This is a genomic window from Tateyamaria omphalii (assembly GCF_001969365.1).
GTDB lineage: Bacteria > Pseudomonadota > Alphaproteobacteria > Rhodobacterales > Rhodobacteraceae > Tateyamaria > Tateyamaria omphalii_A.
Genome location: NZ_CP019312.1, coordinates 1,831,950 through 1,856,270, shown reverse-complemented (window position 1 = coordinate 1,856,270; position 24,321 = coordinate 1,831,950). Strand labels below are relative to the sequence as shown.

Sequence of the window (24,321 nt, the reverse complement as noted above, 5' to 3'; positions counted from 1 at the left end):
AGCCGCTTCTCCTTATGGCCGCAGGTGGTACAGGCGGGCATATGTTCCCCGCACAGGCCCTGGCCGAGGCGATGTTGGCTCGTGGCTGGCGGGTAAAGCTGAGCACCGATGCGCGGGGCGCGCGCTACACTGGCGGCTTTCCTCATACGACCGAGATTGAAACGGTGTCCTCGGCCACCTTTGCGCGCGGCGGCCCGCTGGCCAAGGCGGCGGTGCCCTTTCGCATTGCGGGCGGCATTGCAGCGGCAAAGATCAAGATGTTGCGGGACCGTCCTGCCGCCGTGGTGGGCTTTGGCGGCTATCCGAGTATTCCCGCACTGGCGGCGGCGGCCATCCTGCGCGTGCCGCGCATGATCCACGAACAGAACGGCGTTCTGGGCCGCGTGAACCAGCTGTTCGCCAAGCGTGTTGATGCAGTGGCTTGCGGCACCTGGCCCACCGAATTGCCCGAAGGTGTCGAAGGCACCTATGTCGGCAACCCGGTGCGGAATGCTGTGCTTGAGCGGGCCGGGGCGGGTTACATCTCGCCCGGGGACTACCCGATGGAGATTTTGGTCATCGGCGGCAGCCAGGGCGCGCGCATCCTGTCGGACGTGATCCCGCCTGCCATAGCCAGCCTGTCGATGGAGCGGTTGCGCAACATCCGCGTGAGCCACCAGGCCCGCGGCGAGGATGAAGAGCGCGTGCGCGCCTTTTATACCGAAAACGGGATCAACGCCGACGTGCAGCCCTTTTTCCACGATGTGCCCCGCCGCATGTCGGAAGCACAGCTGATCATCTCGCGGTCGGGTGCGTCTTCAGTGGCGGACATTTCGATTGTCGGACGCCCGTCGATCCTGATCCCCTATGCGGCGGCTGCGGCAGATCACCAAACCGCCAATGCGCGCGGGTTGGTCGATGCCGGTGCGGCCATTCTGATCCCCGAAAGCCAGTTGAACGTTGAGAGCGTCGCGGAACAGATCAACGCGGTGCTGGACAATCCCGACGGCGCGTTGCAGATGGCCCTCGCAGCGCTGACCGCAGCCAAACCTGACGCCACCGAACATCTTGTCCATATGGTCGAAACCCTCAGCCAGAAAGGGAAAGCCCCATGAATGCCGCCACCAAACTGCCCGGAGACGTGGGCCCCATTCATTTCGTCGGGATTGGCGGTATCGGCATGTCGGGCATTGCCGAGGTGCTGTTGAACCACGGCTATGTTGTGCAGGGGTCCGACCTGAAGCGGACGCCGATCACCGAGCGGTTGGAAGAATTGGGCGCGCGGGTGTTCGTGGGCCAGAACGCCAAGAACATCGAAGCGGCGGAGGTCGTCGTCATCTCCTCCGCGATCAAGCCGGGCAATGCGGAACTGGACGCGGCGCGGGCGGGGGGCCTGCCCATCGTGCGCCGGGCTGAGATGCTTGCCGAGTTGATGCGCTTGCGATCCAACATTGCCGTTGCGGGCACACACGGAAAGACGACGACCACAACCATGGTTGCGGCCCTGCTGGACGAAGGCAAGTTTGACCCGACGGTCGTGAATGGCGGCATCATTCACGCCTATGGATCAAACGCACGCAAGGGCGATGGCGAGTGGATGGTGGTCGAGGCGGATGAGAGCGACGGCACCTTCAACCGTCTGCCCGCGACCATTGCAATCGTCACGAACATCGACCCCGAGCATATGGAGCATTGGGGCACCGAGGAGGCGCTGCATCAGGGCTTTTACGATTTTGTGTCGAACATTCCCTTTTACGGTCTGGCCGTGTGCTGCACCGATGATCCGGATGTGCAGGCGCTGGTGGGCAAGATCACCGACCGCCGCGTGACCACCTATGGGTTCAATGCGCAGGCCGATGTCCGGGCGATGAACCTGACCTACGAGAACGGCGTGGCGCATTTCGACATCGCGCTGCAGGCCGAGGATCAGGTGATCGAGGATTGCAGCCTGCCGATGCCGGGCGACCACAACGTGTCAAACGCGCTGAGCGCTGTCGCCGTGGCGCGGCATCTGAGCATGAAGGCGGATGAAATCCGCAACGCTCTGGCCAATTTCGGCGGTGTTAACCGGCGGTTCACCCGAGTCGGAGAGGTTGAGGGCATCACGATCATCGACGACTATGGCCACCACCCAACCGAGATTGCCGCCGTGCTGAAAGCTGCACGCCAAGCCACGACCGGCCGCGTCATCGCGGTGCACCAGCCGCATCGGTACACGCGGCTGCACCACCATTTCGAGGATTTCTGTTCCTGCTTTAACGACGCGGATGTCGTGGGCATTGGCGATGTCTTTGCCGCAGGCGAAGACCCGATCGAAGGCGCAAGTCGTGACGATCTGGTGGCGGGCCTGATCCGTCATGGCCACCGTCACGCCCGCGCGGTGGTGGACGAGAACGATCTGGAGCGTCTGGTGCGCGAACAGGCGCGGCCGGGCGATATGGTTGTCTGCCTTGGCGCCGGGTCGATCAGCGCCTGGGCCAATGGTTTGCCCGCGCGGTTGCACAAGGGGGCGGCGTGACCACCCTTGCCATCATATTCGCGCTGTTGATGATGCCCATAGGCATTCTGCTGCGTCTGCGTAATCTGACGAAAGTTTTGGGCGTGCTGGTCATCCTGTGCGTGATCCTGAGCCTCTATCACCTGTTTGCCTCTGGGCCCGGCTCGCCCCTGTTCTTTGCCGGACCTGCCGCTTTGGCCCTGATGCTGGGCTGGACCGTCGGTGGTCGCATCGGAGGGCGCCGGTGATGCTGCTTTGGGCCTGTATCGCCTGGGTGCTGGCGGCGACGTGTGTGGCGATGCTGCCCATGCGGCGGCAATATGTGCCCGGCGTCGCGTTGCTGATTGCGGCGCCTGTTCTGATCCTGTGGATCGGTTTCGCGGTGGCCTGGTGGGCAGGGCTACTTGCGCTGGCCGCCTTCGTGTCGATGTTCCGCAACCCGCTTCGCTACTTCTGGGCCAAGGCCCGCGGCCAAAACCCCCAACTTCCGCCGGAGCTGCGCTCATGAGCCTGTCGCTGATCCTTGCCTGTCTGTGGGCTATTGCCGCCAATGTGATGGCCATGATGCCCAGCCGGGACAATCACTGGACCAATGCGTATGGCCTGATCACGGTGGGCATTCCGATTATCGGATATGTCACCTGGCAGCACGGGCCGTGGCTGGGCTTTGCCGTCATGCTGGCGGGCATGAGCATTCTGCGCTGGCCCGTCATCTATCTGAGCCGCTGGATCAAAGGGAGGCTGATCCGATGATGTATGCCATTTCACTTGCAGCCCTTGGGTTGGGGATTGCGACGGGATGGTCCATGGCGTCGCGCTTTATGCTGCGGCGTCTTGTGGCCGTTTTCTTGTTGCTGGTCGCTGCGGTCCTATGGGTCGGTATGTCGCCCGACAGCCTGCCCGGGGACGGGTTTGCGCTGGTGGTTGCGACCTATCTTGTGGGTTTGCCCATGGCCTCGGGCATGATTGGCGGCGCGGTGCTATCCTGGTTGTTCCGCCGCAGCCGCGCGGTGTCTTGACGTCGGTGATGCGGGGCGGCATTGGCTGCTCATGACATACGACCTTCCGCCGGTGCGCGGCACCCTGACCCCGAACAAGGATCTGTCCGGCCTCACGTGGTTACGCGTGGGCGGACCTGCAGATTGGCTATTCCAGCCTGCGGATGTTGACGACCTGAGTGAGTTTCTGGCGGCGCTTGATCCTGCTGTGCGGGTCTTTCCCATGGGTGTCGGCAGCAACCTGATTGTCCGCGACGGAGGGTTGCGGGCGGTCGTGATCCGGCTGGGGCGCGGGTTCAACAGCATTGAGGTCGACGGGGCGACCGTGACGGCCGGTGCTGCGGCACTTGATGCCCATGTGGCGCGCAAGGCGGCGGACGCGGGCGTCGATCTGAGCTTTCTCCGAACGATCCCCGGCGCCATTGGCGGCGCCGTGCGCATGAATGCAGGCTGCTACGGCAGTTACACGGCGGATGTTTTTATCTCCGCCGAGGTCGTGCTGCGCAACGGGACTGTGACAACCCTAACGATTGAGGATGTGAATTTTCAGTATCGTCAAAGTGATGTGCCAGAGGGTGCTGTCCTGACAAAAGTGACGCTGCGCGGACCAAAGGCAGACCCCGAGGCACTGCACGCCCGCATGGCAGAACAACTGGCCAAACGCGATGCAACCCAGCCCACAAAAGACCGCAGCGCCGGGTCGACCTTTCGCAACCCGGCGGGGTTTTCGTCAACCGGTCGGGCCGACGACGTGCATGATCTCAAGGCGTGGAAGGTCATTGATGATGCAGGCATGCGCGGCGCGCGCCGGGGCGGGGCGCAGATGAGTGAGAAGCATTCGAATTTCCTGATCAACACCGGGCAGGCAACCGCCGCCGATCTGGAAGGATTGGGCGAAGAGGTGCGAAAAAAGGTTTACGATTCCAGCGGCATCACGCTAGAATGGGAAATTATGCGCATCGGTGATCCGGCTTAGGTTCGCGGGCGCACGGCAGGCCGAAAATCGGCGAATAATTGAGGGTCCGCAAAAGGGCTCCGGGACTTAGAGGCACATGGCGGGGCAGTCGAGCAGACGTTCCAAAGTGGCGGTGTTATTGGGTGGCCCCTCGGCTGAGCGCGAGGTGTCTTTGTCAACGGGACAGGCCTGCGCAGCCGCGCTGAGGGACATGGGATACCAAGTGGTCGAGGTCGATGCGGGCCCCGACCTTTGTGCCGTTTTGCAGGACATTTCACCCGACGCCGTTCTGAATTGCCTTCATGGCCGTTGGGGCGAGGACGGCTGTGTGCAGGGTATCCTTGAATGGCTGGGCATACCCTATTCCCATTCAGGTGTTCTTGCCTCGGCTCTTGCGATGGACAAGCAGCGCAGCAAGGACGTGTTCCGGACCGAGGGCTTGCCCGTCGTGGACAGCGTGATCTGTCCCAAGGCTGACGTGATGGCCGGGCATGTCATGGCGCCACCTTATGTGATCAAGCCAAACAATGAAGGGTCGAGCGTTGGTGTGTACCTCGTCCACGAGGGGTCAAATGGTCCGCCGAAGCTGGACGACCAGATGCCGGACCATGTCATGGTCGAGGCCTACGCCGATGGCCGTGAGCTGACGACCACCGTGATGGGCGATCGCGCGTTGGGTGTGACCGATATCATCACCGACGGCTGGTACGATTATGATGCCAAGTACAAGCCGGGCGGGTCGCGGCACGAGATTCCGGCCAATGTGCCCGAAGAGATTTCAGACCTCTGCCTGAACTATGCCCTGCGGGCGCATCGGGCGCTGGGCTGCCGAGGGGTGAGCCGCACCGATTTTCGCTGGGACGAGAGCAAAGGGGCTGCTGGCCTGATCCTGCTGGAGACGAACACGCAGCCGGGCATGACCGCAACCTCGCTCACGCCCGAACAGGCGCAGGCGGTGGGCATGAGCTTTGGCGAGCTGTGTGCCTGGATGGTGGAGGACGCGTCGTGCAACAGGTGAAGCGCTCTGATCCCGCCCCGTCGCGCTGGTCCTGGCGCTTGCAGCGCTTGATGCTGACGCCGGGCGTTCGCTTGGTGTTGCGGGCGGGCATTCCTTTTGTCGTGTGTTTTGGCGGCGCAAGCTGGTGGTTGTCGAATCCCGACACCCAAGAGGCGATCCGTACCACCGTGGCAGAGGCGCGCGCGAGCATCGAGCAGCGCCCGGAATTCATGGTCAACCTGATGGCTATTGACGGGGCCGATACCGAGCTGTCCGAGGCGATCCGCGCCGCCGTTCCGCTTGATTTTCCGATGTCGTCCTTTGACCTCGACCCGGCTACCATTCGCGAAACCGTGCTGCAGATGTCGCCGGTCAAGGAGGCGTCTGTACGTATCCGTCCGGGCGGCGTGTTGCAGGTCGATGTGACGCCCCGCGTGCCTGTTGCGATCTGGCGGCGGCCCGAGGGTTTGACGCTTGTTGACGCGGATGGTGCCCATGTCCGGCCCATTCCACGCCGCGACGTGCGCCCCAACCTGCCCGTCATCGCAGGGGAGGGGGCTGCGGCCAATGTGGATGAAGCGATGGAGTTGATTGCGGCTGGCGCACCGCTTGGTGACCGCCTGCGCGGTCTGGTTCGCCTTGGGGATCGCCGATGGGACGTGGTTCTGGACCGCAACCAGCGCATCATGCTGCCCGCCGAAAACGCGGTGCAGGCGCTGGAGCGTGTGATTGCCCTTGATGGTGTGGACGAGGTTTTGAAGCGCGACATCGCGCGCATCGACCTGCGTCTGCCCGACCGCCCCACCGTGCGCATGACAGATTATTCCACTGAAGAGTGGTGGCGCATCCGACAGTTGAATTCCGGGACCGAGTGAGAGTGATGACCGACCTATATGCCAGCCAACGCAGCATGCGGAACATGCGCAAGATCGCGATGCAGCGGGGTGTGGTGGCAATTCTTGACGTAGGCAGTTCCAAGATCGCCTGCCTTGTCTTGCGCTTTGACGGGACGACCACGCTGGGCGAAGACGGTGAGATCGGCTCGCTGGCGGGGCAGTCGGGCTTTCGCGTCATCGGGGCGGCGACCACGCGGTCGCGCGGTGTCCGCTTTGGCGAGATTTGCGCGATGCAGGAGACCGAGCGTGCCATTCGCACCGCTCTGCAAGCCGCGCAGAAAATGGCGGGCATTCGCGTTGATCACGTAATCGCATGTTTCGCGGGGGCCGAGCCGCGCAGCTACGGGCTGGACGCGCGGTTGGATCTTGAAAGCGATGTTGTCACCGAACAGGATGTCGCCCGCGTGCTGTCACGCTGCGATGTGCCGGACTACGGGCAGGGGCGCGAAGTGTTGCATGCGCAGCCCGTCAACTTTGCCCTCGACCACCGGTCGGGTCTGTCGGACCCGCGCGGCCAGATCGGCAACGCGTTGGCGGTAGATCTGCATATGCTGACCGTTGATGCGCAGGCCGTGCAGCATCTGGCCCACTGTATCAAACGCTGCGACTTGGAACTGGCGGGCATCGCGTCCTCTGCCTACGCCTCGGGCATTGCGGCGCTGGTCGAGGACGAACAAGAGTTGGGGGCAGCCTGCATTGATCTGGGTGGTGGGTCCACGGGCGTCTCGATCTTTATCAAGAAACACATGATCTATGGCGATGCGGTGCGCATGGGCGGGGATCATGTGACCAGCGATATCTCTATGGGTCTGCAGGTGCCCATGACCAATGCCGAGCGGATTAAGACGTTCTATGGCGGGGTTCATGCCACCGGCATGGACGACCGCGAGATGATCGAGATCGGCGGCGATACGGGCGATTATGAACACGACCGCCGCACAGCGAGCCGCGCCGAGCTGATCGGCATCATGCGCCCCCGTGTGGAGGAAATCCTGGAGGAGGTACGCGCCCGTCTAGATGCTGCGGGTTTCGATCACCTGCCCAGCCAGCAGATCGTGCTGACGGGCGGGGGCAGTCAAATCCCCGGCCTTGATGGGCTGGCGTCAAAGATTTTGGGCCAGCAGGTCCGGTTGGGCCGACCGCTGCGCGTGCATGGCCTGCCACAGGCGGCGACAGGCCCTGGCTTCGCCTCGGCCGTGGGGCTCGCACTTTTTGCAGCGCATCCGCAGGACGAATGGTGGGATTTCGACATCCCCGCCGACCGCTATCCGGCGCGCAGTCTGCGCCGCGCGGTCAAATGGTTCCGCGACAACTGGTGATAGCGACATCTGGTGTCGGTGTGGACATCCGGTAAAAATAGCAAGAATTCGCCCATATTTTGCGGTGATTTTGCGATTTAAGGGTGACGTTGGGGCGTTGAATCGTTACGCTTGAGAAAAATTAGGCACAAAAACACCCGCGAATGCGGCAACAGACAGGCGGACCTGACCTATGACCTTGAACCTCTCCATGCCCGGACATGACGAGTTGAAACCGCGCATCACCGTCTTTGGTGTTGGTGGCGCAGGGGGCAATGCCGTCAATAACATGATTGAAAAACAATTGGATGGCGTCGATTTCGTTGTTGCCAACACGGATGCGCAGGCGCTGCAACAGTCCGCCGCGACGAACCGTGTCCAGCTGGGCATCAAGGTCACCGAAGGTCTTGGGGCAGGGGCGCGCGCCAGCGTTGGTGCTGCCGCCGCTGAAGAATCAATTGAACAGATTGTCGATCACCTGGCGGGCGCGCACATGTGCTTTATCACCGCTGGTATGGGCGGTGGCACGGGCACAGGCGCCGCACCGATCATTGCACAGGCGGCCCGCGAATTGGGTGTTCTGACCGTTGGCGTTGTCACCAAGCCCTTTCAGTTCGAGGGTGCCAAGCGGATGCGCCAGGCCGAAGATGGCGTGGACAGCTTGCAAAAGATGGTCGACACGTTGATCATCATTCCGAACCAGAACCTGTTCCGCCTTGCCAACGAAAAAACGACCTTCACCGAGGCGTTCTCGATGGCTGATGATGTCCTGTATCAAGGCGTGAAGGGTGTCACCGACCTGATGGTGCGTCCGGGCCTCATCAATCTCGACTTTGCTGATGTGCGTGCCGTGATGGACGAGATGGGCAAGGCGATGATGGGTACGGGCGAGGCCGATGGCGAAGATCGCGCGATCCAAGCTGCCGAAAAGGCTATTGCCAACCCGCTGCTGGACGAGATTTCGCTGCGCGGCGCCAAGGGTGTGCTGATCAACATCACGGGCGCACACGACCTGACCCTGTTCGAACTGGACGAGGCAGCCAATCGCATCCGCGAGGAAGTGGACCCGGATGCCAACATCATCGTCGGCTCGACCCTGGATACTGCCATGGAAGGCATGATGCGCGTCAGCGTGGTCGCCACCGGCATCGACGCTACAGACGTGCAGACCGATATTCCGGTGCCGCGCCGTTCCATGGCCGCGCCTTTGCCGCAAAGCACCGCAACCGAGGCACCGGCTGCTACTGCGCCCGAGCCTATGCCTGAACCGGCGCCTGCACCTGTCGCTGCCGCCGCAGAAGAGCCATCGCTTTTTAATGAGTTGGAAGCGCCCTCCGCCGCACAGGATACCTCTGGTGACATGTTTACCGAGGATGCGCCCGCCGCTCCAGATGATGGCCTGCCGCCGCCTGCATACCAGCCGCAAGTGGCCGCGTTCGAACCACGTCCGGAACCGGAATTGCCCGCCGCCGAAGAGTTTGTGGCACCCCGCGCGCCCGCACCCGGCACGCCATCGCCCGAGGCTTTGGCCCGCCTGCGCGCCGCCACGCAGAAAGCAGCGCCTGCGGCCGCCCCGGCACCTCAGCCTTCGCAAGACGCTCAGGCAGCAGCGTCCGACAAACCGCGCTTTGGCATTAACTCGTTGATCAATCGCATGACCGGCACCAATGAGGGTGCGCCGGGTGCCGAACAACGCCCCGCGCGTCAACAGCCACCGGTTCAGGCCCGCGGTGCCTCACCAGCGCCCGCACCGGCTCCGCGCCCGGCGGACAGCGCTGACCCGGATCAGGAGCGAATTGAAATCCCTGCCTTCCTGCGCCGTCAAGCGAACTGATTTCTGGTCACAAACCAGCCTAGGGGCCGCTTTCGAGCGGCCTCTTTTCTTTTTAGATAACAACCATTTACCGGCTGTCGAGCGCCTTACTGCGCATCTGTTACAATGATGTTTCAGACCGTTGCAAAGAGTGAGTTGTGTGTTGCCCCGCGCACCCTTAGCTGTGATCGCAACAACAACGTTATGGGTGGGGCCCGTGCAAACAACTGTAAAAGGACCTGTGGTATTCAACGGATGCGGTCTGCATTCCGGGAAAGCTGCGCGTCTCACGATCCGCCCCGCCATGGCAGAACATGGCATCTGGTTTCGTCGCACCGATATCAATGATCGCGATGCGCTGATCCCGGCGCGCTACGATGCTGTCCACCAGTCACCGCTGTGTACCACACTTGTCAATGATGCAGGCGTATCTGTCGGCACCGTGGAACATGTCATGGCTGCCATCGCGGGCTGCGGGGTCCATAATGCGTTGATCGAGATCGACGGCCCCGAAGTGCCGATCGTCGATGGGTCAGCGTTGCCTTTCGTGCGCGGCATCATGCAGCGTGGGCTGCGCAGGTTGCCTGCGCGGGTGCGGGCGCTTGAAGTCCTCAAGACGGTGACCGTTACGCAAGGTGACGCGAGCGCGAGCATCGCGCCTGCGAAAGAGATGCGCATCGACTTCCATATCGACTTTGCCGACTCCGCCATCGGGCGCCAGTCGAAGTCGCTGAACATGGCAAACGGCAGCTTTGCCCGCGAATTGAGCGACAGCCGGACCTTCTGTCGCAAGAATGATGTGAAGAACATGCAGGCCAATGGCCTGGCCCTGGGCGGTGCGCCCGGCGTCAATGCCGTTGTCTTTGATGGTGACCGAGTGTCGAGCCCCGGCGGCTTGCGCCATGCGGACGAGCCTGTGCGCCACAAGATGCTGGACGCCTTGGGCGATCTGGCTCTCGCCGGCGCACCGTTGCTCGGCCACTATACAGGTATTCGCGCAGGTCACACATTGACCAACCAGCTGTTGCGCGAACTCTTCGCCACACCTGATGCCGTGCGCATGGTGACATGCGACCCTGAGATGACGGCCCGTCTGCCCGGCGCCGGTCTGGTCTGGGACGAAATTCCCGAAGTCGCCTGAACGGCGCCTGACCGGTAAATCGTCATTTCACCCCACGAAAACTTTGTGCTAGAGACAGGCAAACAGCCTGAAACAGGCGGTGTTGAGCATCTTGGGGGTGGCAAGGGATGATCCGCGGAAATACCATCGCGCGTCTTGCAGCAATTATGACGATTGCGGCGCTTCTGGCGGCTTGCGGCGGCGACGATGGGCGCCCGACCACCGGAGGGTTCTTCAACCGCCAGGAGGTCCCGCTTGAGACGTTCTCTGCCGAGCAGATTTTTGAGCGTGGAGAGTTCGAGCTTGAGCAGGGGGACCTGACCGACGCGGCCTTCTACTTCGGTGAGATCGAGCGTCTGTACCCTTATTCCGACTGGGCTCGCCGCGCATTGATCATGCAGGCCTTTGCCTATCATCGGGACCGCGACTATCCCAACAGCCGGTCCTCGGCGCAACGTTTCATCGACTTTTATCCTGATGATGACGACGCGGCCTATGCTCAGTATCTTCTGGCGCTCAGCTATTACGACCAGATTGACGAGGTGGGCCGCGATCAGGGCCTGACCTTCCAGGCGCTGCAATCGCTGCGCGAAGTTATCGAACGCTATCCCGACAGCGAATACGCCAAGTCCTCGATCCTAAAATTCGACCTTGCCTTTGACCATCTGGCGGGCAAGGAGATGGAAATCGGACGCTTCTATCTGCGCCGCGATAACTTTGCCGCGGCCATCAACCGCTTCCGCGTCGTAGTTGAGGATTTCCAGACGACCACGCACACGCCCGAGGCGCTGCACCGTCTGGTCGAGGCCTACCTGTCGCTGGGCCTGACGGACGAGGCGCAGACGGCGGGCGCGATCCTGGGCTACAACTACCAGTCGACCGAGTGGTACCAGGACAGCTTCAACCTTTTGACTGGCCAGGGCCTGCAGCCGAATGCGCGCGGCAACAACTGGCTGTCGGACATCTATCGTCAGATGATCAGGGGCCGGTGGCTCTGATCAAGGGGCGCGGTACGTCGCGCGCCACTGGGGTCTGCTGATGCTGCGCGGGTTGGATATATCCAACATGCTGATCATCGACCGGCTGGAATTGCAGTTCCAGCCCGGCCTCAACGTGCTGACAGGCGAGACGGGGGCGGGCAAGTCGATCCTTCTGGACAGTCTTGGCTTTGTGTTGGGTTGGCGCGGTCGTGCGGACCTTGTGCGGCAAGGCGCGGCCCAGGGTGAGGTCACGGCGTGGTTTGACCTGACCGATGACCATCCGGGGCGCGCAGTGCTGGACGAGGCGGGCCTGCCCGTCGATGACGAGTTGATTCTGCGCCGTGTAAACACAGCCGACGGGCGCAAGACGGCGTGGGTCAATGACCGCCGCTGTTCCGGCGAGGTGTTGCGTGCGCTGTCTGACACGCTGATCGAATTGCACGGGCAGCACGATGACCGCGGTCTTTTGAACCCGCGGGGGCACCGCGCGATCCTTGACGATTTTGCCGGGCTGGACGCTGTTCGCGACAAGACGCGTAAAGCGTGGCGCGCTGTCGGGCACGCAAAGAAAGCACTTGTCGCAGCGGAGGCCGCAATGGCGGCCATTCGTGATGAAGAAGAGTTTCTGCGTCACGCAGTGGCTGAACTGGATGCGCTCGATCCGCAGCCGGGAGAGGAAGCGGACCTCGACACCAAGCGCCGTCTGATGCAGGGGGCGGAACGGATCCGCGAGGATGTGCAGCGCGCCCATCAAATCCTTGGCCATGACGGGGCCGAAGGAGCGGTAAGCGATGCAATCCGCTGGTTGGACGGTGTCGCTGACAGCGCCGAGGGTCAGCTTGACGCTCCGTTGGCAGCTTTGTCGCGCGCGATGGTCGAGTTGGATGAGGCGACAGATGGGATCGTTTCTGCGCTCGAGACCTTGAGTTTCAATCCGTCCGAGTTGGAAGACACCGAAGAGCGGCTGTTCGCCATTCGTGGACTGGCCCGCAAGCACGATGTGGGGCCAGATGAATTGTCCATCTTCGCTGATGATTTGCGCCGCAAGTTGACGGCGCTCGACGCGGGGGATGCCGACCTTGGTCGCCTGCGGTCGGACCTGGACGCAGCCCAAACCGCCTATGACGCTGCCGCTGAAAAGCTCAGTGCCGCGCGGCGCACATCGGCCAAGGCGCTGGACAAGGCCGTGATGGCGGAGCTGGCCCCGCTCAAGATGGAGCGGGCGGTGTTCGAGACCCAGATCACCGACGAAGATCCCGGCCCGGATGGCCGCGATGCGGTGGCCTTCACCGTAGCCACCAACCCAGGCGCTCCGGCGGGTCAATTGAACAAGATCGCCTCGGGTGGTGAGCTCAGCCGCTTTCTGCTGGCCCTGAAAGTGTGCCTGACGCGCGAACAGACCGGCCTGACGATGATCTTTGACGAGATCGACAGGGGCGTTGGTGGCGCGACCGCCGATGCCGTTGGCCGCCGCCTCAGCCAGATTGCAGCGACGGGACAGGTGCTGGTCGTCACCCACTCGCCGCAGGTGGCAGCCCTTGGCGCGCATCACTGGCGGGTGGAAAAGAAAGTGGCCAAAGGCATGACCACCTCGCAAGTCGTGCCGCTGGCCGCCCCTGACCGCGTCGATGAAATCGCGCGTATGCTGGCCGGTGACACCATCACCGACGAAGCGCGCGGGGCCGCACGCGCGCTTTTGAGCGGTTAGGGCCACAATCGCGTCTCTGTGACACCGCAGGGGCTTTCGCGCCCGCCGCAATCGGCGTAACGCTTGAACAGCCACAGTTTTTTTGCAGCCCGGTCCCCATGTCCGCCCCCGACCGATCCATACTGTCCCAGCAACTCGACCTCGCGGTCACCGCGTGCAAGGGCGGCTGGCAGGTGCTGCGGCATCGTGGGCCCAGTCAGGTGCAGTTCTGGTTCATCGCACTTGCCATCGGGATCGCGGCAGGCTTTGCCGCATTGTTTTTCCGCAAGGGGATCGAGGCGCTGCAAGCCTTTCTCTATGGCACGGAGGATGTGCAGTACCTGCACACGGTCGCCTCGTCCCTGCCGTGGTACTGGATCCTCGTCATCCCCATTGTCGGCGGTCTGATCACTGGTCTGATCCTGCACAATTTCACCAAGGACGGCGTCGCCCGCAGTGTCGCTGACGTGATCGAAGGCGCGGCGCTGCGCGATGGACAGGTGGGCACGCGGGCGGGGGTCGCCTCGGCTTTTGCCAGTTTCATCACGTTGTCGACGGGCGGATCAACGGGGCGCGAGGGGCCGGTGGTGCACATGGCCGCCGTCATCTCGACCAAGGTGTGCCGCTGGATCAAGGCGGATGGGGTCACGGGCCGCGATCTGCTGGGCTGCGCAGTGGCGGCAGCCGTGTCCGCCAGCTTCAACGCGCCGATCGCGGGCGCGCTTTTTGCGCTTGAGGTCGTGCTGCGCCACTTTGCCGTCCACGCCTTTGCCCCCATCGTCATCGCCAGTGTGGCGGGGACGGTGATCAACCGGCTCGAGTTCGGCGACGTGACCGAATTCATGGCGCCAGAGACCAACGAGTTGGTGTTTTACCAGGAACTGCCCGCCTTCCTGCTGCTGGGGCTTGTTTGCGGACTGGTCGCTGTCGTGCTGATGCGCGCCATCTTCTGGACCGATGACATGGGATCTGCCTTTCAGGCCCGGACGGGTATGCCGCGCTGGCTGCGCCCTGCGGTGGCGGGCGCGCTGCTGGGCGCTATGGCGATCTTCTATCCCCATATCATCGGTGTCGGGTACGAGACGACGTCGCTGGCGCTGACCGGGCAGTTGGCACTGAACGAGGTGATGGTGTTCATCGTGATGAAAACCGCCGCCGTCGCCATCACCATGGCGGGACGCATGGGGGGCGGTGTGTTCTCTCCCTCGCTTATGATCGGGGCGCTCACCGGGCTGGGTTTTGGCCTGGTGGCGACGGGGATTTTTCCCGATGTCTCAGGCTCTGTCACGCTCTACGCTTTGGCGGGGATGGGGGCTGTGGCCGCCGCCGTGCTGGGTGCGCCGATTTCGACCACGTTGATCGTCTTTGAATTGACGGGCGACTGGCAGACCGGCCTTGCCGTCATGGTCGCCGTCTCCATGTCCACTGCGCTGTCTTCGCGCCTTGTCGACCGATCCTTCTTCCTCACGCAGCTTGAGCGACGCGGCGTGCACCTTGCCGCCGGGCCGCAAGCCTATCTGCTGGCCATGTTCCGCGTGGGGTCTGTGATGCGCAAGCCCGATGATCCCCGTGCTGCGGACGAAGCGCGGTGTTGGGAGATGATCGGCGAGGGCATCTATGTCGACATGGGCGCCACGCTGGAGGCCGCGATGCCCATTTTCGACCGGACCATGGTGCGCTTCATTCCGGTGGTGACGCTGACCGGCGAAAACGCTGCGCCGGAGCTACAGGGCGCGCTGTTTCATGTCGATGCGCTCAAAGCCTATAACCGCGCGCTCGCAGCAACGGCGGCAGAGGAACACAGCTAGATCTCTTCGACCGTTATCCCGTTGGTGGTGTAAAAGGCGAGGTGATCCTTGATCCGCGCGACACCGTCTTTCGGGTCCTCATATGACCACACAGCATTGTCGAGCGTCTGCGATTTCGTCACGACGGAGTAGTAGCTTGCATCGCCCTTGTGCGGGCAATGGGTTGTCTTCTCGGTGCGGTCCAGAAAGGCCATCGCGATGTCGTCGCGTGGGAAGTAGATGACCGCCGGATAGTCGCCCTCGCTCAGCTCAAGCGCTGCGGCGCTTTCCCCCAGAACGGCCCCACCTGCGCGCACGGTCCATGTGCCGGGTGCCTTGCGGATCGTGATGTGATCAGCCATGCCCGCGCCTCCTTCTCATTGCATTTCCATCGTGATGAAGCGCAGGTGTAACAGAGAAATGACATCCCGGCCAGCGCTACAGCGGGGCGCAAGCCTGCTCCAACCACACACGCGTTTCATCCGAGACGCGAGGCCCGATTTTCTCAAGCGTTTCAGCGTGATAGGCGTTGAGCCAGGCGCGAGATGGTACATCCAGCATGTCCACCACAATCAGCCGCCGGTCGATGGGGGCAAAGGTCAGCGTGCGCCAGGACAGCATCTCGCGATGGGCATCGCCGCCGGGCGGACATTCAGCCTTTTCCACGACGATCAGGTTCTCGATCCTTATGCCGAAGCCACCCTCGCGGTAGTATCCGGGCTCATTGGACAGGATCATGCCCGCTTGGAACGGCACGGTGCTGACGCGGCTCAGCCGTTGCGGCCCCTCGTGCACAGAGAGGTAAGCGCCGACGCCATGGCCCAACCCATGATCAAAATCCTGGTGCGCGTACCAGAGCGGCGCGCGGCCAATTACCTCGATATCACGGCCCGCCAGCCCTTTGGGCCAGATCAGCCTCGACATCCCGATCATGCCCATGAGCACGCGGGTAAACGCGGCGCGTGCATCTTCGGGCGGGGTGCCGATGGAAATGGTGCGGGTGATATCGGTGGTGCCGTCCAGATACTGCCCGCCGCTGTCCAACACGATCAGGTGCCCGTCCTCCAACGTGCTGTCGGTTTCCTCGGTCACCCGGTAGTGCATGATGGCACCGTTCGGGCCAGTGCCCGCGATCGTCTCGAAACTGATGTCCTGCAACGCGTTGTCGCGTCGGCGGTACTGTTCCAGCTTTGTGACAACCTGCGTTTCACGCAAGCTGCCTGGCTCTTGCCCATCGAGCCACGCCAAGAGCTCAACCACGGCAGCACCATCGCGCAGATGCGCCTCCGCACTGCCAGCGATCTCTGCCGCGTTCTTGCAGGCCTTCGGCAAAGCGCAGGGATCATCGCCCCATTGCACCCGGTCGCCAATGGCATCCGCCACGATCACGGGGACTGAGGATTTTTCAAGGCGAACAGGTCCATCCAGATCGCTCAGCGCCTCCAGAAACGCGTCCGGGGCGCGGCAGGTCACATCATCCCCCAGATGATCGCGCAATTCGACCAGCTTGGCCGGGTCCATGAACAGGTCCACCGCGCCCGACGCATGCAAAATGGCAAAACCCTGCGCAATCGGATTGCGCGGGATGTCAGAGCCGCGGATGTTCAGAAGCCAGCACAGCGAGTCGGGCAGGGTTATCACGGCGCAGGTCGCTCCTGCATCGCGCAGACCCTTTGCCAAACGGGCACGTTTATCGTCGTGGCTCTCACCGGCAAATTCGATTGGATGCACCTTCGCGGGCTCCGCCGCGGGTCCGGGCTGATCATCCCAGACCCGGTCCACCAGGTTGTCGCACTGCACCAGCGCAATACCCGTGCCTACCAACCCCTCCTCAGCTTGCGTGATCTGCCCCGGCGTGTGCAGCCAGGGGTCAAAACCCACCCTGCCACCGTCCGGCAACTGCGCCTTCAACCAATCGGCCAGGGACGTCTCTGGCCAGGGCACAGGCGTGTAGTTCGACGCCACCTGCGCCTTGACCTGCGTGCGATAACGCCCGTCAATGAACACACCGGCGATGTCACGCAAAGCGACGCAAAATCCCGCAGATCCTGTAAAGCCGGTCAACCAAGCGAGCCGCTCATCGCGGGGCGACACGTATTCCCCTTGATGGGCATCCGCGCGCGGCACAAGGAATCCGTCCAGTCCCTCGGCTTCCAATTCCGCACGCATGGCAGCCAAGCGCGGTGGCCCTTGCTCAGGACGTGCGGTGACCTCAAAACTCTGGAACATGATCCACCTTCATTTCGCAAAGTAAACCGCCCCCGGAGGGCCGATCTCAACCCGCGCGCTTCATCCCCATGACGCGTGCGCGCGCCCGCGGGTCACTGTCAAAAAGTGCGGCCAATTGTTCGGTCATGGCCCCCGCCAACTGCTCCACATCCGTGATGGTCACGGCGCGGTCATAGTAGCGGGTCACGTCATGCCCGATCCCGATGGCCAGCAACTCGACAGCCCGCCTGCGTTCCACCATGGCAATCACGTCGCGCAGATGCTTCTCAAGATAGTTCGCGGGGTTCACGGACAGGGTTGAATCGTCCACAGGCGCGCCATCCGAAATCACCATCAGGATCTTGCGCGCCTCGGGCCGCGCGACCATCCGGCGGTGCGCCCATTCCAGAGCCTCGCCGTCGATGTTTTCCTTGAGCAGCCCCTCTTTCATCATCAGCCCCAGATTGGGCCGCGTCCGGCGCCAGGGCGCGTCGGCAGACTTGTAGACGATGTGACGCAGGTCGTTCAGCCGTCCGGGTTGGCTGGGCCGGCCATCGTTCAACCACGCTTCGCGGGCGAGGCCGCCTTTCCACGCACGGGTGGTAAAGCCCAGGATCTCGACCTTCACATTGCAGCGTTCCAGCGTGCGCGCCAGAACATCGGCACAGATGGCGGCAATCGAAATCGGCCGGCCCCGCATGGAGCCTGAATTGTCCAGCAGAAGGGTTACACAGGTATCGCGGAACTCTGTGTCCTTCTCGACCTTGAAGGACAGTGGCGTGGTCGGGTTCGCCACGATCCGCGCCAGGCGGCCCGCATCAAGCGTCCCTTCCTCCAGATCGAATTCCCAGCTGCGGTTCTGCTGCGCCTGCAAGCGGCGCTGCAACTTGTTGGCCAGACGGGACACGGCCCCCTTCAACGGCTCGAGTTGCTGGTCCAGATAGGCGCGCAACCGCTCCAACTCGACCGGCTCCGCCAGATCCTCGGCGCCAATCTCCTCGTCATGGGCATCTTGATAGACCTGATAATCCGGATCGGCTTCGGACACAGGCTGTGGAGCAGGCGGCTCAAGCGGCGCCTCGCCCTCGGGCATCTCCGCCTCTTCGCCCATCTCCTGATCGGCCATGTCGTCCATCGACACCTGTGCCTCGGAGGCATCTTGCGTTTCGTCTTGCGAGGATTCGGGCGTGCCTTCGGCGTTCTCTTCGTCCTGATCATCCTGCCCGGTGCTGTCGGGCTCTTGATCCTCGTCCTGACCTTCCTCGGCCTCGTCTTCCATATCGTCGTCCAGCTGATCGGGGTCATCCCCCAGCTGATCGCCATAGCCCAGATCGGTGATCACCTGCCGCGCAAATTTCGCGAACGCCGCCTGATCGTCCAGAATGTTGTCGAGGTTTTCGAGCGTGCCACCCGCCTGATCCTCAATGAACCCGCGCCAAAGCTCCATCGCATTCTCGGCACCGGAGGGCAGATCACGCCCCGTCGCCAGATGCCGCACCAGATACCCGGCAGCGGCTGCCAAAGGAACATCGGCAGCCTGCTTGCACTGGTCATAGCCCTTCCGCATCGCCTCATTCGCGATCTTGGCATCAATGTTGCCGGCGGTGCCTGGCATGTCGCGCGCGCCCATCGCTTCACAACGGGCGGTTTCCATCGCCTCATAAAGGTCACGTGCCATTTCCCCTTGCGGTGAGTAGCGCGCATGGGTTTGCCCGTTGTGATAGCGGCGGTGCAACGCCAGCGCGTCGGCGGTGCCGCGTGCCAGCAAAACCTCTTCGCGGGTCATCCGGCGCGACACCTGCGGCAAGCGCATAGAGTCGCCCGACACCCCAGCCGGATCGACTGAGTAGGACACATTCAACTCCGGGTCATTCGCCATGACCTTGGTTGCCTCGGCGAGCGCCTTCTTGAACGGGTCGGCGGGGTTGTCGTTTTGCTGTGCCATCTTCCGCCTCACTTATCGCAGCTGACTTGCAAACTAGAGGGTTTGACTAAAGCCCGCCAGTTGGTATCTCGACCCATTAGTTCAAGCCGGTGCTGAACCGCCTGCTAAGTAATTCCTGAGCAAGTCATTACAGAACGCGTGATCGTTCTCTAACAGCGAAATGATTTGTGTCTCATTCTTGCTGTCAACATCGCCATCAATCTGAGCCAAAAGCGCTCTGTACGCGTTTGAGTATCCTGCAGAATTCGAATTAACGCGTCTCTCTCGACCAGCTGTGGCAAACCCATCCTGATGAAGCCGAGGCTGCATTGACAGATTCGTGAATGCCTTGAACGTTGATGTCTCGGGTAGACGCTCAAGCGGTTCGGAGGTCTTGTTTGCTCGGGCGACCTCAATCGCCTCGTTCAAACGCCCCATTGCAACGATCTGACTAAGAGCGCGGCAGCGGGTCAACTGCTCAAATTCGTCAGCAGTCTTGCGCGCTGCTTCCATACGCAAAGGGATAGACACTATTTTTTTCGTAACCCTGTTCGTGGACGGTTGCGGCGCGTCACACGCTGAGAGAGTCATGGCGACACACAGCAATGCCACGCCGGATGTCCAGCTGTGCTTCAACTGCTTCACCCCAAGCTCACGCTCGCGGCACTCTCCGGCAGTTCCTCGTCAAACAGGCGCTGATAGAACTCGGCCACGGTCTGGCGCTCCAATTCATCGCACTTGTTCAGGAACGACAGACGGAACGCATAGCCCACATTGCGGAAGATCTCCGCATTCTGCGCCCACGCAATCACCGTCCGGGGCGACATGACGGTCGACAGATCCCCGTTCATAAATGCGGTCCGCGTCAGGTCTGCGACAGTCACCATTTGCTTGACAGTCTTGCGGCCCTCGGCGGTGTTGTAGTGCGGGTTCTTCGCCAGCACGATCGCTGTCTCGGCGTCAATCGACAGGTAGTTCAGCGTCGCCACCAGCGACCAGCGGTCCATCTGGCCCTGGTTGATCTGCTGGGTCCCGTGATACAGTCCTGTGGTGTCGCCCAAGCCCACAGTGTTGGCTGTCGCAAAGATCCGGAAATAAGGATGCGGGTTGATCACCTGGTTCTGGTCCAGAAGCGTGAGCTTGCCGTCCACCTCCAGCACGCGCTGAATGACGAACATCACATCGGCGCGGCCGGCGTCATATTCGTCGAATACGATTGCGGTCGGAGTGCGCAACGCCCAAGGCAGAATACCCTCTTGGAAATCAGTGACTTGCTTTCCGTCCTTCAACTTAATCGCATCTTTGCCGATCAGGTCGATCCGGGAAATGTGGCTGTCCAGGTTCACACGGACCGCAGGCCAGTTCAGGCGGGCGGCGACCTGTTCGATATGAGTCGACTTGCCCGTCCCGTGATAGCCTTGGATCATCACGCGTCGGTTGTGGGAAAAGCCCGCCAAAATCGCCAGCGTGGTGTCGGGATCAAATTTGTAGGTGCTGTCCAGTTCGGGGACGCGGTCGGATTTCTCGGCAAAGCCTTTGATGACCATGTTGGTGTCGATGCCGAACACCTCCCGGACCGAGATTTCCTCGGTTGGTTTTGCATTGATGTCCATCGCGCCGTCCGCCATCTCAACTGTCCTTAAGCATAGAAAACGCGCCCCGGATGGGCGCGCTGATCGTGGTGCAACATATGGCGGGAAAGGGCAAGGGGAAGGGCGGTGGGAATTTGAACTCCACGTTGCCGCAGGGTGCGCACTGACTGCGCACCTTGGCCGCAACCGGATTACTTGAAATTCCGGCTGTCCTTGATCTGATCCCAGGCCCAGACAACCTCTTGCAGCTGCTCCTCCTGGCTGCGGTCGCCGCCGTTCATGTCTGGGTGCAGCACTTTGATCAGCTTCTTGTAAGCCTTGCGCACATCGGCCTTGGTGTCGTCCGGCTTGGCTTCGAGGATTTCGATGGCGCGCTTTTCGGTGGGGGGAAGGCGGCGGGCCGCTGCGGTGCCGCCGCGACCAGGGTTCTGGGTCGCATTCTTGCCCAGCACCTGGTGCGGATCCTCGATGCCCAGACGGGCCCAGGCGCGCGCTTCCGGATCGCCAAGGGGCTTGGTCTGGCGTTCCCAGACCTTGTCCTTGGACTGCTGGGCGTTGATCTCCGCCTCGGTCGTGCCGTCAAAGAAATTCCACTTCAAATTGTACTCGCGCACATGTTCTTGGCAAAACCAATAAAAGTCGTCCAGCACGTCGGGGGCTTTGGGTGCACGGTATAGACCCGGTTTGTTGCAGCCGGGTGCGTCACAAATACGCGTCGATGTCTCCGACGCCCCGGACATACCCCTGCGTCCGCGCGGGTTTTTCTTCTTGGCGGACGACACGGACATATCGAAACCAAAAGGATCAGGCTTGGGCATGGGAAGGGGTCCTTTCCGACTCAGGCCCACAAGTTTAGAGTCTGACGCCAGAGATTGAAGAGGGTGGGCGAAAAAAATGTCAGGCGAAATGACCGTTCGGCAAGAAATCGAAGACAAGCTGCGGGCTGCATTCCAGACGCGCGACATTCAGGTGGTGGACGACAGCGCCAGCCATGCCGGGCACGCAGGGGCCCCTGCAGCCGGTCAAAGTCACTTCAACGTCATGCTGCGTAGCCCTGAATTTGCGGGAAAAAACCGCATCGCGCGCCACCGTGCCGTGCACGCCGCATTGGGCCCTGACCTGATTGGCCGGATCCACGCCCTGGCTCTTGATCTGGACGTATGACGCACCCTAATCCTTGGTATCGGCACCCTTGCGGTAGTCTGCCAGCTTCTTGAGCGACGCGGTCATTCCCGATACCGGGCTCGTCTCTTCCACACCGTTGTCCTGGGCCATCTGCGTCGCACCCGGGCCCGGCACAAAAACTGCATCCCCTTGAGCGGCATCTTGCTGAGCATCGGTGGCGTCACCTGCGCCCGCTTCGACTTGAGGTGTCTCGCCCGGAGCCGGCAGCAGCTCCGGCTCGAAATCATCCAGCGGGGCGCTGACCGCGCGTCGGAACACCAGCATGTTGCGCCACTCCGTCGTGCTGCCCGTCAGGCCCGACCGCTCAATCGACGGCAGGGTTTCGGCGCGTTGAAATTCCCAGCCTTCGCGGGCCATGTCGTTCATCAGCGTCTCAAGCGCGTGGGCAAAGCGGGCCTCGGCCCCCTTGATCCCCTGGCCCTTCTGCCCCTTGGTGGGGGCAGGCACGACCTTATATTCCCAACCCGGCATGTCGCGTTCCTTCGTCTTGCGTTTGGCGCATATATCGCCCGCAGCGGCCCAAGAAAAGGGCCGTCCCTACCGCCGCCGGATACCGATGCTTGCATGCACCGCATCGGGCTTGTGCAGCGCCGCATGGGCGCGCGCCACGGCGGCGACCCGGTCTAACACGTCCTGGGGCATCGGCGCCACACGCGGCCCGGACTGGTCCACATGCAGCGTCATTGTCTCGCCCGTGGCTGCCAACCACCCGTCGGCGTGCCGCAGCTCCTGAAACGAGTGCAGGCGTTTCTCGTCATGATCTACAAGCTGGTAGGTCACGACAACCGGATCGTTTTCATGCAACTCGCGCACATAGCGCACGTGGAACTCCGCCGCATAGGTCGTGTTGCCCGTTCGCGTCTGATAATCGGGGCCAAAGCCGAAATGGTCAAACATCTGGTCTGCCCCCAGATCAAACAGCACCCCATAATAGGCCATGTTCAGATGGCCGTTGAAATCAATCCACTCCGGCTTGACCGTCATCACGGTCGATTGAAACGGTGCCTGCATCCCGCACTCCTCTTCCTGCAGCTCTCGGATTGCACGCAGGGGCAGGGCTGGTAAAGGTCAAACCAGTCTTTGATCGGATAGAGCATGACCGACACCGTCCGCGCCCAATACGAGGCGTTTCCCTACCCAGAGCGCAAGCCGACGGACGAACGCAAGCGGCTAATCACCGGCTCGCCCTCGTTGCCGGTCGAGATGGATCATTGGCTGTGGGGCGGCGCGCGCGATTGGTCGCAGCCCCTCAGGGCGCTGGTTGCGGGCGGCGGGACAGGTGACGCGCTCATCCAACTGGCCCAAAAGCTGACCGATGCCGGGCGGCCCTATGACATCACCTATCTCGATCTGTCGCAGGCGTCGCGCCGGATCGCGGAAAAGCGGGCAGAGGTGCGCAAGCTCACCGGGATCACCTTCATCACCGGTTCGCTGCTTGATGCCGCCCAGTATGGTCCGTTCGACTATATCGACTGTTGCGGGGTGCTGCACCATCTGCCCGAGCCGCAGGCCGGGTTCGACGCACTGGCCGCCGCGCTGAAACCGGACGGGGGCATGGGGCTCATGGTCTATGCCCCACATGGCCGGGCCGGGGTCTATCCGCTGCAAGCGGCGTTCAGTGCGTTGCTGGCCGATCTGCCACCCGAAAAGCAACTCAAGGCGGCGAAACGCATCTTTGACCGTCTGCCCGAAGCGCACCCGTTCAAACACAACGCACGGGTGGTGGATCACAGAAATGGCGACGCGGGGTTCTATGACCTGCTTCTGCACAGCCAGGACCGCCCCTTTACGATCACGGAACTGATCGGGGCGTTGACCGCTGCCGGATTGGACTACGCAGGCTCACCCGAGCCTATGCTCTATGATCCATCGACCCTGCTGGACGACACGCCAGACCTCGATCAGACCGCCCTTATGCAACTGGCCGAAGACCTGCGCGGCACCTTCAAGACCCACGTGGTCTACGCGCGGCCCAAGGGGCAGGTGATGGCACCGCCGCTGGGCCAGCTGGATGCCGTTCCGCACCTGCGCGACGTCGACGCAAATACGCTAGCCGCGCATGTTGCGAAACATGGCGGCATTACCATTGATACCGCCGGTGAGGCATTTTCCTTTGCCGTGCCAAAAGAGGCGGCGCCGTTGATCGCAGGGATTGATGCGAAAAGGTCGGTCAAAAAAGTCTGTTCAGGTGCCGACGCTGCGCTTTGGAGCGCCGTTGAAGCAGCCCTCTGCCCGTCGGGCATGATGCACTATTCCAAGGTGCTGGCGTAGGTTGGGCAATATGCCAACCTAAACTTGGGCGAGTGGTGGGCATATTGCCCACCCTACGGATCGCTCAACCGCAACCGGGTACCGCTCTCGCGCATCCCTTTGGGGATACGCTGACGCGCACTCAATCCAAAAGC

Annotated in this window: 25 protein-coding genes; 17 read left to right on the top strand and 8 right to left on the bottom strand. The window is 62.2% G+C overall.

All coding sequences use genetic code 11. The features are described from left to right. Positions 1–14: 14 nt before the first annotated feature. The 15 genes from BWR18_RS09245 to BWR18_RS09175 all read left to right on the top strand — a co-directional run bounded on the left by BWR18_RS09245 (position 15) and on the right by BWR18_RS09175 (position 15,028). Positions 15–1,094 carry a UDP-N-acetylglucosamine--N-acetylmuramyl-(pentapeptide) pyrophosphoryl-undecaprenol N-acetylglucosamine transferase gene (locus tag BWR18_RS09245; protein ID WP_076627699.1) on the top strand — a complete coding sequence of 360 codons (1,080 nt, stop codon included), beginning with the start codon at positions 15–17 and terminating at the stop codon, positions 1,092–1,094. Next, entirely contained in the window at positions 1,091–2,497 is a 1,407-nt protein-coding gene (gene murC / locus BWR18_RS09240; RefSeq protein ID WP_076627698.1) for a UDP-N-acetylmuramate--L-alanine ligase, read from the top strand. Before BWR18_RS09245 ends, murC begins: the two co-directional genes overlap by 4 nt. Then, complete coding sequence (locus BWR18_RS09235; protein WP_076627697.1) at positions 2,494–2,724, top strand: hypothetical protein; 231 nt, start codon at positions 2,494–2,496, stop codon at positions 2,722–2,724. Before murC ends, BWR18_RS09235 begins: the two co-directional genes overlap by 4 nt. Continuing rightward, complete coding sequence (locus tag BWR18_RS09230) at positions 2,724–2,984, top strand: DUF2484 family protein (RefSeq protein WP_172839371.1); 261 nt, start codon at positions 2,724–2,726, stop codon at positions 2,982–2,984. The genes BWR18_RS09235 and BWR18_RS09230 overlap by 1 nt, the downstream gene beginning before the upstream one ends. Next, positions 2,981–3,229: a DUF2484 family protein gene (locus BWR18_RS09225; RefSeq protein ID WP_076627695.1), complete on the top strand. Its 249-nt coding sequence runs from the start codon at positions 2,981–2,983 to the stop codon at positions 3,227–3,229. Before BWR18_RS09230 ends, BWR18_RS09225 begins: the two co-directional genes overlap by 4 nt. Next, on the top strand, positions 3,226–3,495 hold the full coding sequence (locus tag BWR18_RS09220; RefSeq protein WP_157598683.1) for a hypothetical protein: 270 nt from the start codon (positions 3,226–3,228) through the stop codon (positions 3,493–3,495). The genes BWR18_RS09225 and BWR18_RS09220 overlap by 4 nt, the downstream gene beginning before the upstream one ends. 31 nt (positions 3,496–3,526) lie before the next feature. Then, a complete protein-coding gene (gene murB, locus BWR18_RS09215) occupies positions 3,527–4,450 on the top strand; it encodes a UDP-N-acetylmuramate dehydrogenase (protein WP_076627693.1) in 924 nt (307 codons plus the stop codon). Between the two features lie 76 nt (positions 4,451–4,526). Further along, entirely contained in the window at positions 4,527–5,447 is a 921-nt protein-coding gene (locus BWR18_RS09210; protein ID WP_076627692.1) for a D-alanine--D-alanine ligase, read from the top strand. A 50-nt stretch (positions 5,448–5,497) separates the two neighbouring features. After that, entirely contained in the window at positions 5,498–6,301 is an 804-nt protein-coding gene (locus BWR18_RS09205; protein WP_083957839.1) for a cell division protein FtsQ/DivIB, read from the top strand. A 5-nt stretch (positions 6,302–6,306) separates the two neighbouring features. Continuing rightward, complete coding sequence (gene ftsA, locus BWR18_RS09200) at positions 6,307–7,641, top strand: cell division protein FtsA (protein WP_076627691.1); 1,335 nt, start codon at positions 6,307–6,309, stop codon at positions 7,639–7,641. Between the two features lie 172 nt (positions 7,642–7,813). Beyond that, positions 7,814–9,454 carry a cell division protein FtsZ gene (ftsZ, locus tag BWR18_RS09195; protein WP_076627690.1) on the top strand — a complete coding sequence of 547 codons (1,641 nt, stop codon included), beginning with the start codon at positions 7,814–7,816 and terminating at the stop codon, positions 9,452–9,454. Positions 9,455–9,650: 196 nt separating this feature from the next. Continuing rightward, on the top strand, positions 9,651–10,574 hold the full coding sequence (gene lpxC, locus BWR18_RS09190; RefSeq protein ID WP_076630224.1) for a UDP-3-O-acyl-N-acetylglucosamine deacetylase: 924 nt from the start codon (positions 9,651–9,653) through the stop codon (positions 10,572–10,574). A gap of 107 nt (positions 10,575–10,681) precedes the next feature. Then, positions 10,682–11,551, top strand: coding sequence for an outer membrane protein assembly factor BamD (locus BWR18_RS09185; RefSeq protein ID WP_076627689.1), 870 nt, complete (start codon positions 10,682–10,684; stop codon positions 11,549–11,551). A 40-nt stretch (positions 11,552–11,591) separates the two neighbouring features. After that, complete coding sequence (recN, locus tag BWR18_RS09180) at positions 11,592–13,241, top strand: DNA repair protein RecN (RefSeq protein ID WP_076627688.1); 1,650 nt, start codon at positions 11,592–11,594, stop codon at positions 13,239–13,241. A gap of 98 nt (positions 13,242–13,339) precedes the next feature. Beyond that, positions 13,340–15,028, top strand: a complete 1,689-nt coding sequence (locus tag BWR18_RS09175; RefSeq protein ID WP_076627687.1) for a chloride channel protein — start codon at positions 13,340–13,342, stop codon at positions 15,026–15,028. Here the strand turns inward: BWR18_RS09175 and BWR18_RS09170 are convergent. The 6 genes from BWR18_RS09170 to BWR18_RS09145 form a co-directional block, all read right to left on the bottom strand. Then, the gene (locus tag BWR18_RS09170) at positions 15,025–15,369 is read right to left on the bottom strand and encodes a DUF427 domain-containing protein (RefSeq protein WP_076627686.1); all 345 of its coding nucleotides are present in this window, start codon (positions 15,367–15,369) and stop codon (positions 15,025–15,027) included. The genes BWR18_RS09175 and BWR18_RS09170 overlap by 4 nt on opposite strands. A gap of 76 nt (positions 15,370–15,445) precedes the next feature. Further along, complete coding sequence (locus BWR18_RS09165; protein WP_076627685.1) at positions 15,446–17,236, bottom strand: aminopeptidase P family protein; 1,791 nt, start codon at positions 17,234–17,236, stop codon at positions 15,446–15,448. A 46-nt stretch (positions 17,237–17,282) separates the two neighbouring features. Continuing rightward, positions 17,283–19,160 carry a cobaltochelatase subunit CobT gene (gene cobT / locus BWR18_RS09160; protein ID WP_076627684.1) on the bottom strand — a complete coding sequence of 626 codons (1,878 nt, stop codon included), beginning with the start codon at positions 19,158–19,160 and terminating at the stop codon, positions 17,283–17,285. 81 nt (positions 19,161–19,241) lie between these two features. Continuing rightward, positions 19,242–19,784, bottom strand: coding sequence for a hypothetical protein (locus tag BWR18_RS09155; protein ID WP_157598682.1), 543 nt, complete (start codon positions 19,782–19,784; stop codon positions 19,242–19,244). Further along, the gene (gene cobS, locus BWR18_RS09150) at positions 19,781–20,767 is read right to left on the bottom strand and encodes a cobaltochelatase subunit CobS (protein WP_076627682.1); all 987 of its coding nucleotides are present in this window, start codon (positions 20,765–20,767) and stop codon (positions 19,781–19,783) included. The genes BWR18_RS09155 and cobS overlap by 4 nt, the downstream gene beginning before the upstream one ends. A 155-nt stretch (positions 20,768–20,922) precedes the next feature. Next, positions 20,923–21,549, bottom strand: a complete 627-nt coding sequence (locus BWR18_RS09145; RefSeq protein WP_076627681.1) for a J domain-containing protein — start codon at positions 21,547–21,549, stop codon at positions 20,923–20,925. Between the two features lie 88 nt (positions 21,550–21,637). Between BWR18_RS09145 and BWR18_RS09140 the strand changes: the two genes are divergently transcribed. Further along, a complete protein-coding gene (locus BWR18_RS09140; RefSeq protein WP_076630223.1) occupies positions 21,638–21,895 on the top strand; it encodes a BolA family protein in 258 nt (85 codons plus the stop codon). A gap of 6 nt (positions 21,896–21,901) precedes the next feature. Here the strand turns inward: BWR18_RS09140 and BWR18_RS09135 are convergent, their stop codons facing one another. Then, positions 21,902–22,387, bottom strand: coding sequence for a DUF4177 domain-containing protein (locus BWR18_RS09135; RefSeq protein WP_076627680.1), 486 nt, complete (start codon positions 22,385–22,387; stop codon positions 21,902–21,904). A 66-nt stretch (positions 22,388–22,453) separates the two neighbouring features. Beyond that, complete coding sequence (locus BWR18_RS09130; protein WP_076627679.1) at positions 22,454–22,927, bottom strand: thioesterase family protein; 474 nt, start codon at positions 22,925–22,927, stop codon at positions 22,454–22,456. Positions 22,928–23,011: 84 nt separating this feature from the next. Between BWR18_RS09130 and BWR18_RS09125 the strand changes: the two genes are divergently transcribed. Next, positions 23,012–24,187, top strand: a complete 1,176-nt coding sequence (locus BWR18_RS09125; RefSeq protein WP_076627678.1) for a class I SAM-dependent methyltransferase — start codon at positions 23,012–23,014, stop codon at positions 24,185–24,187. Positions 24,188–24,321: the final 134 nt, after the last annotated feature.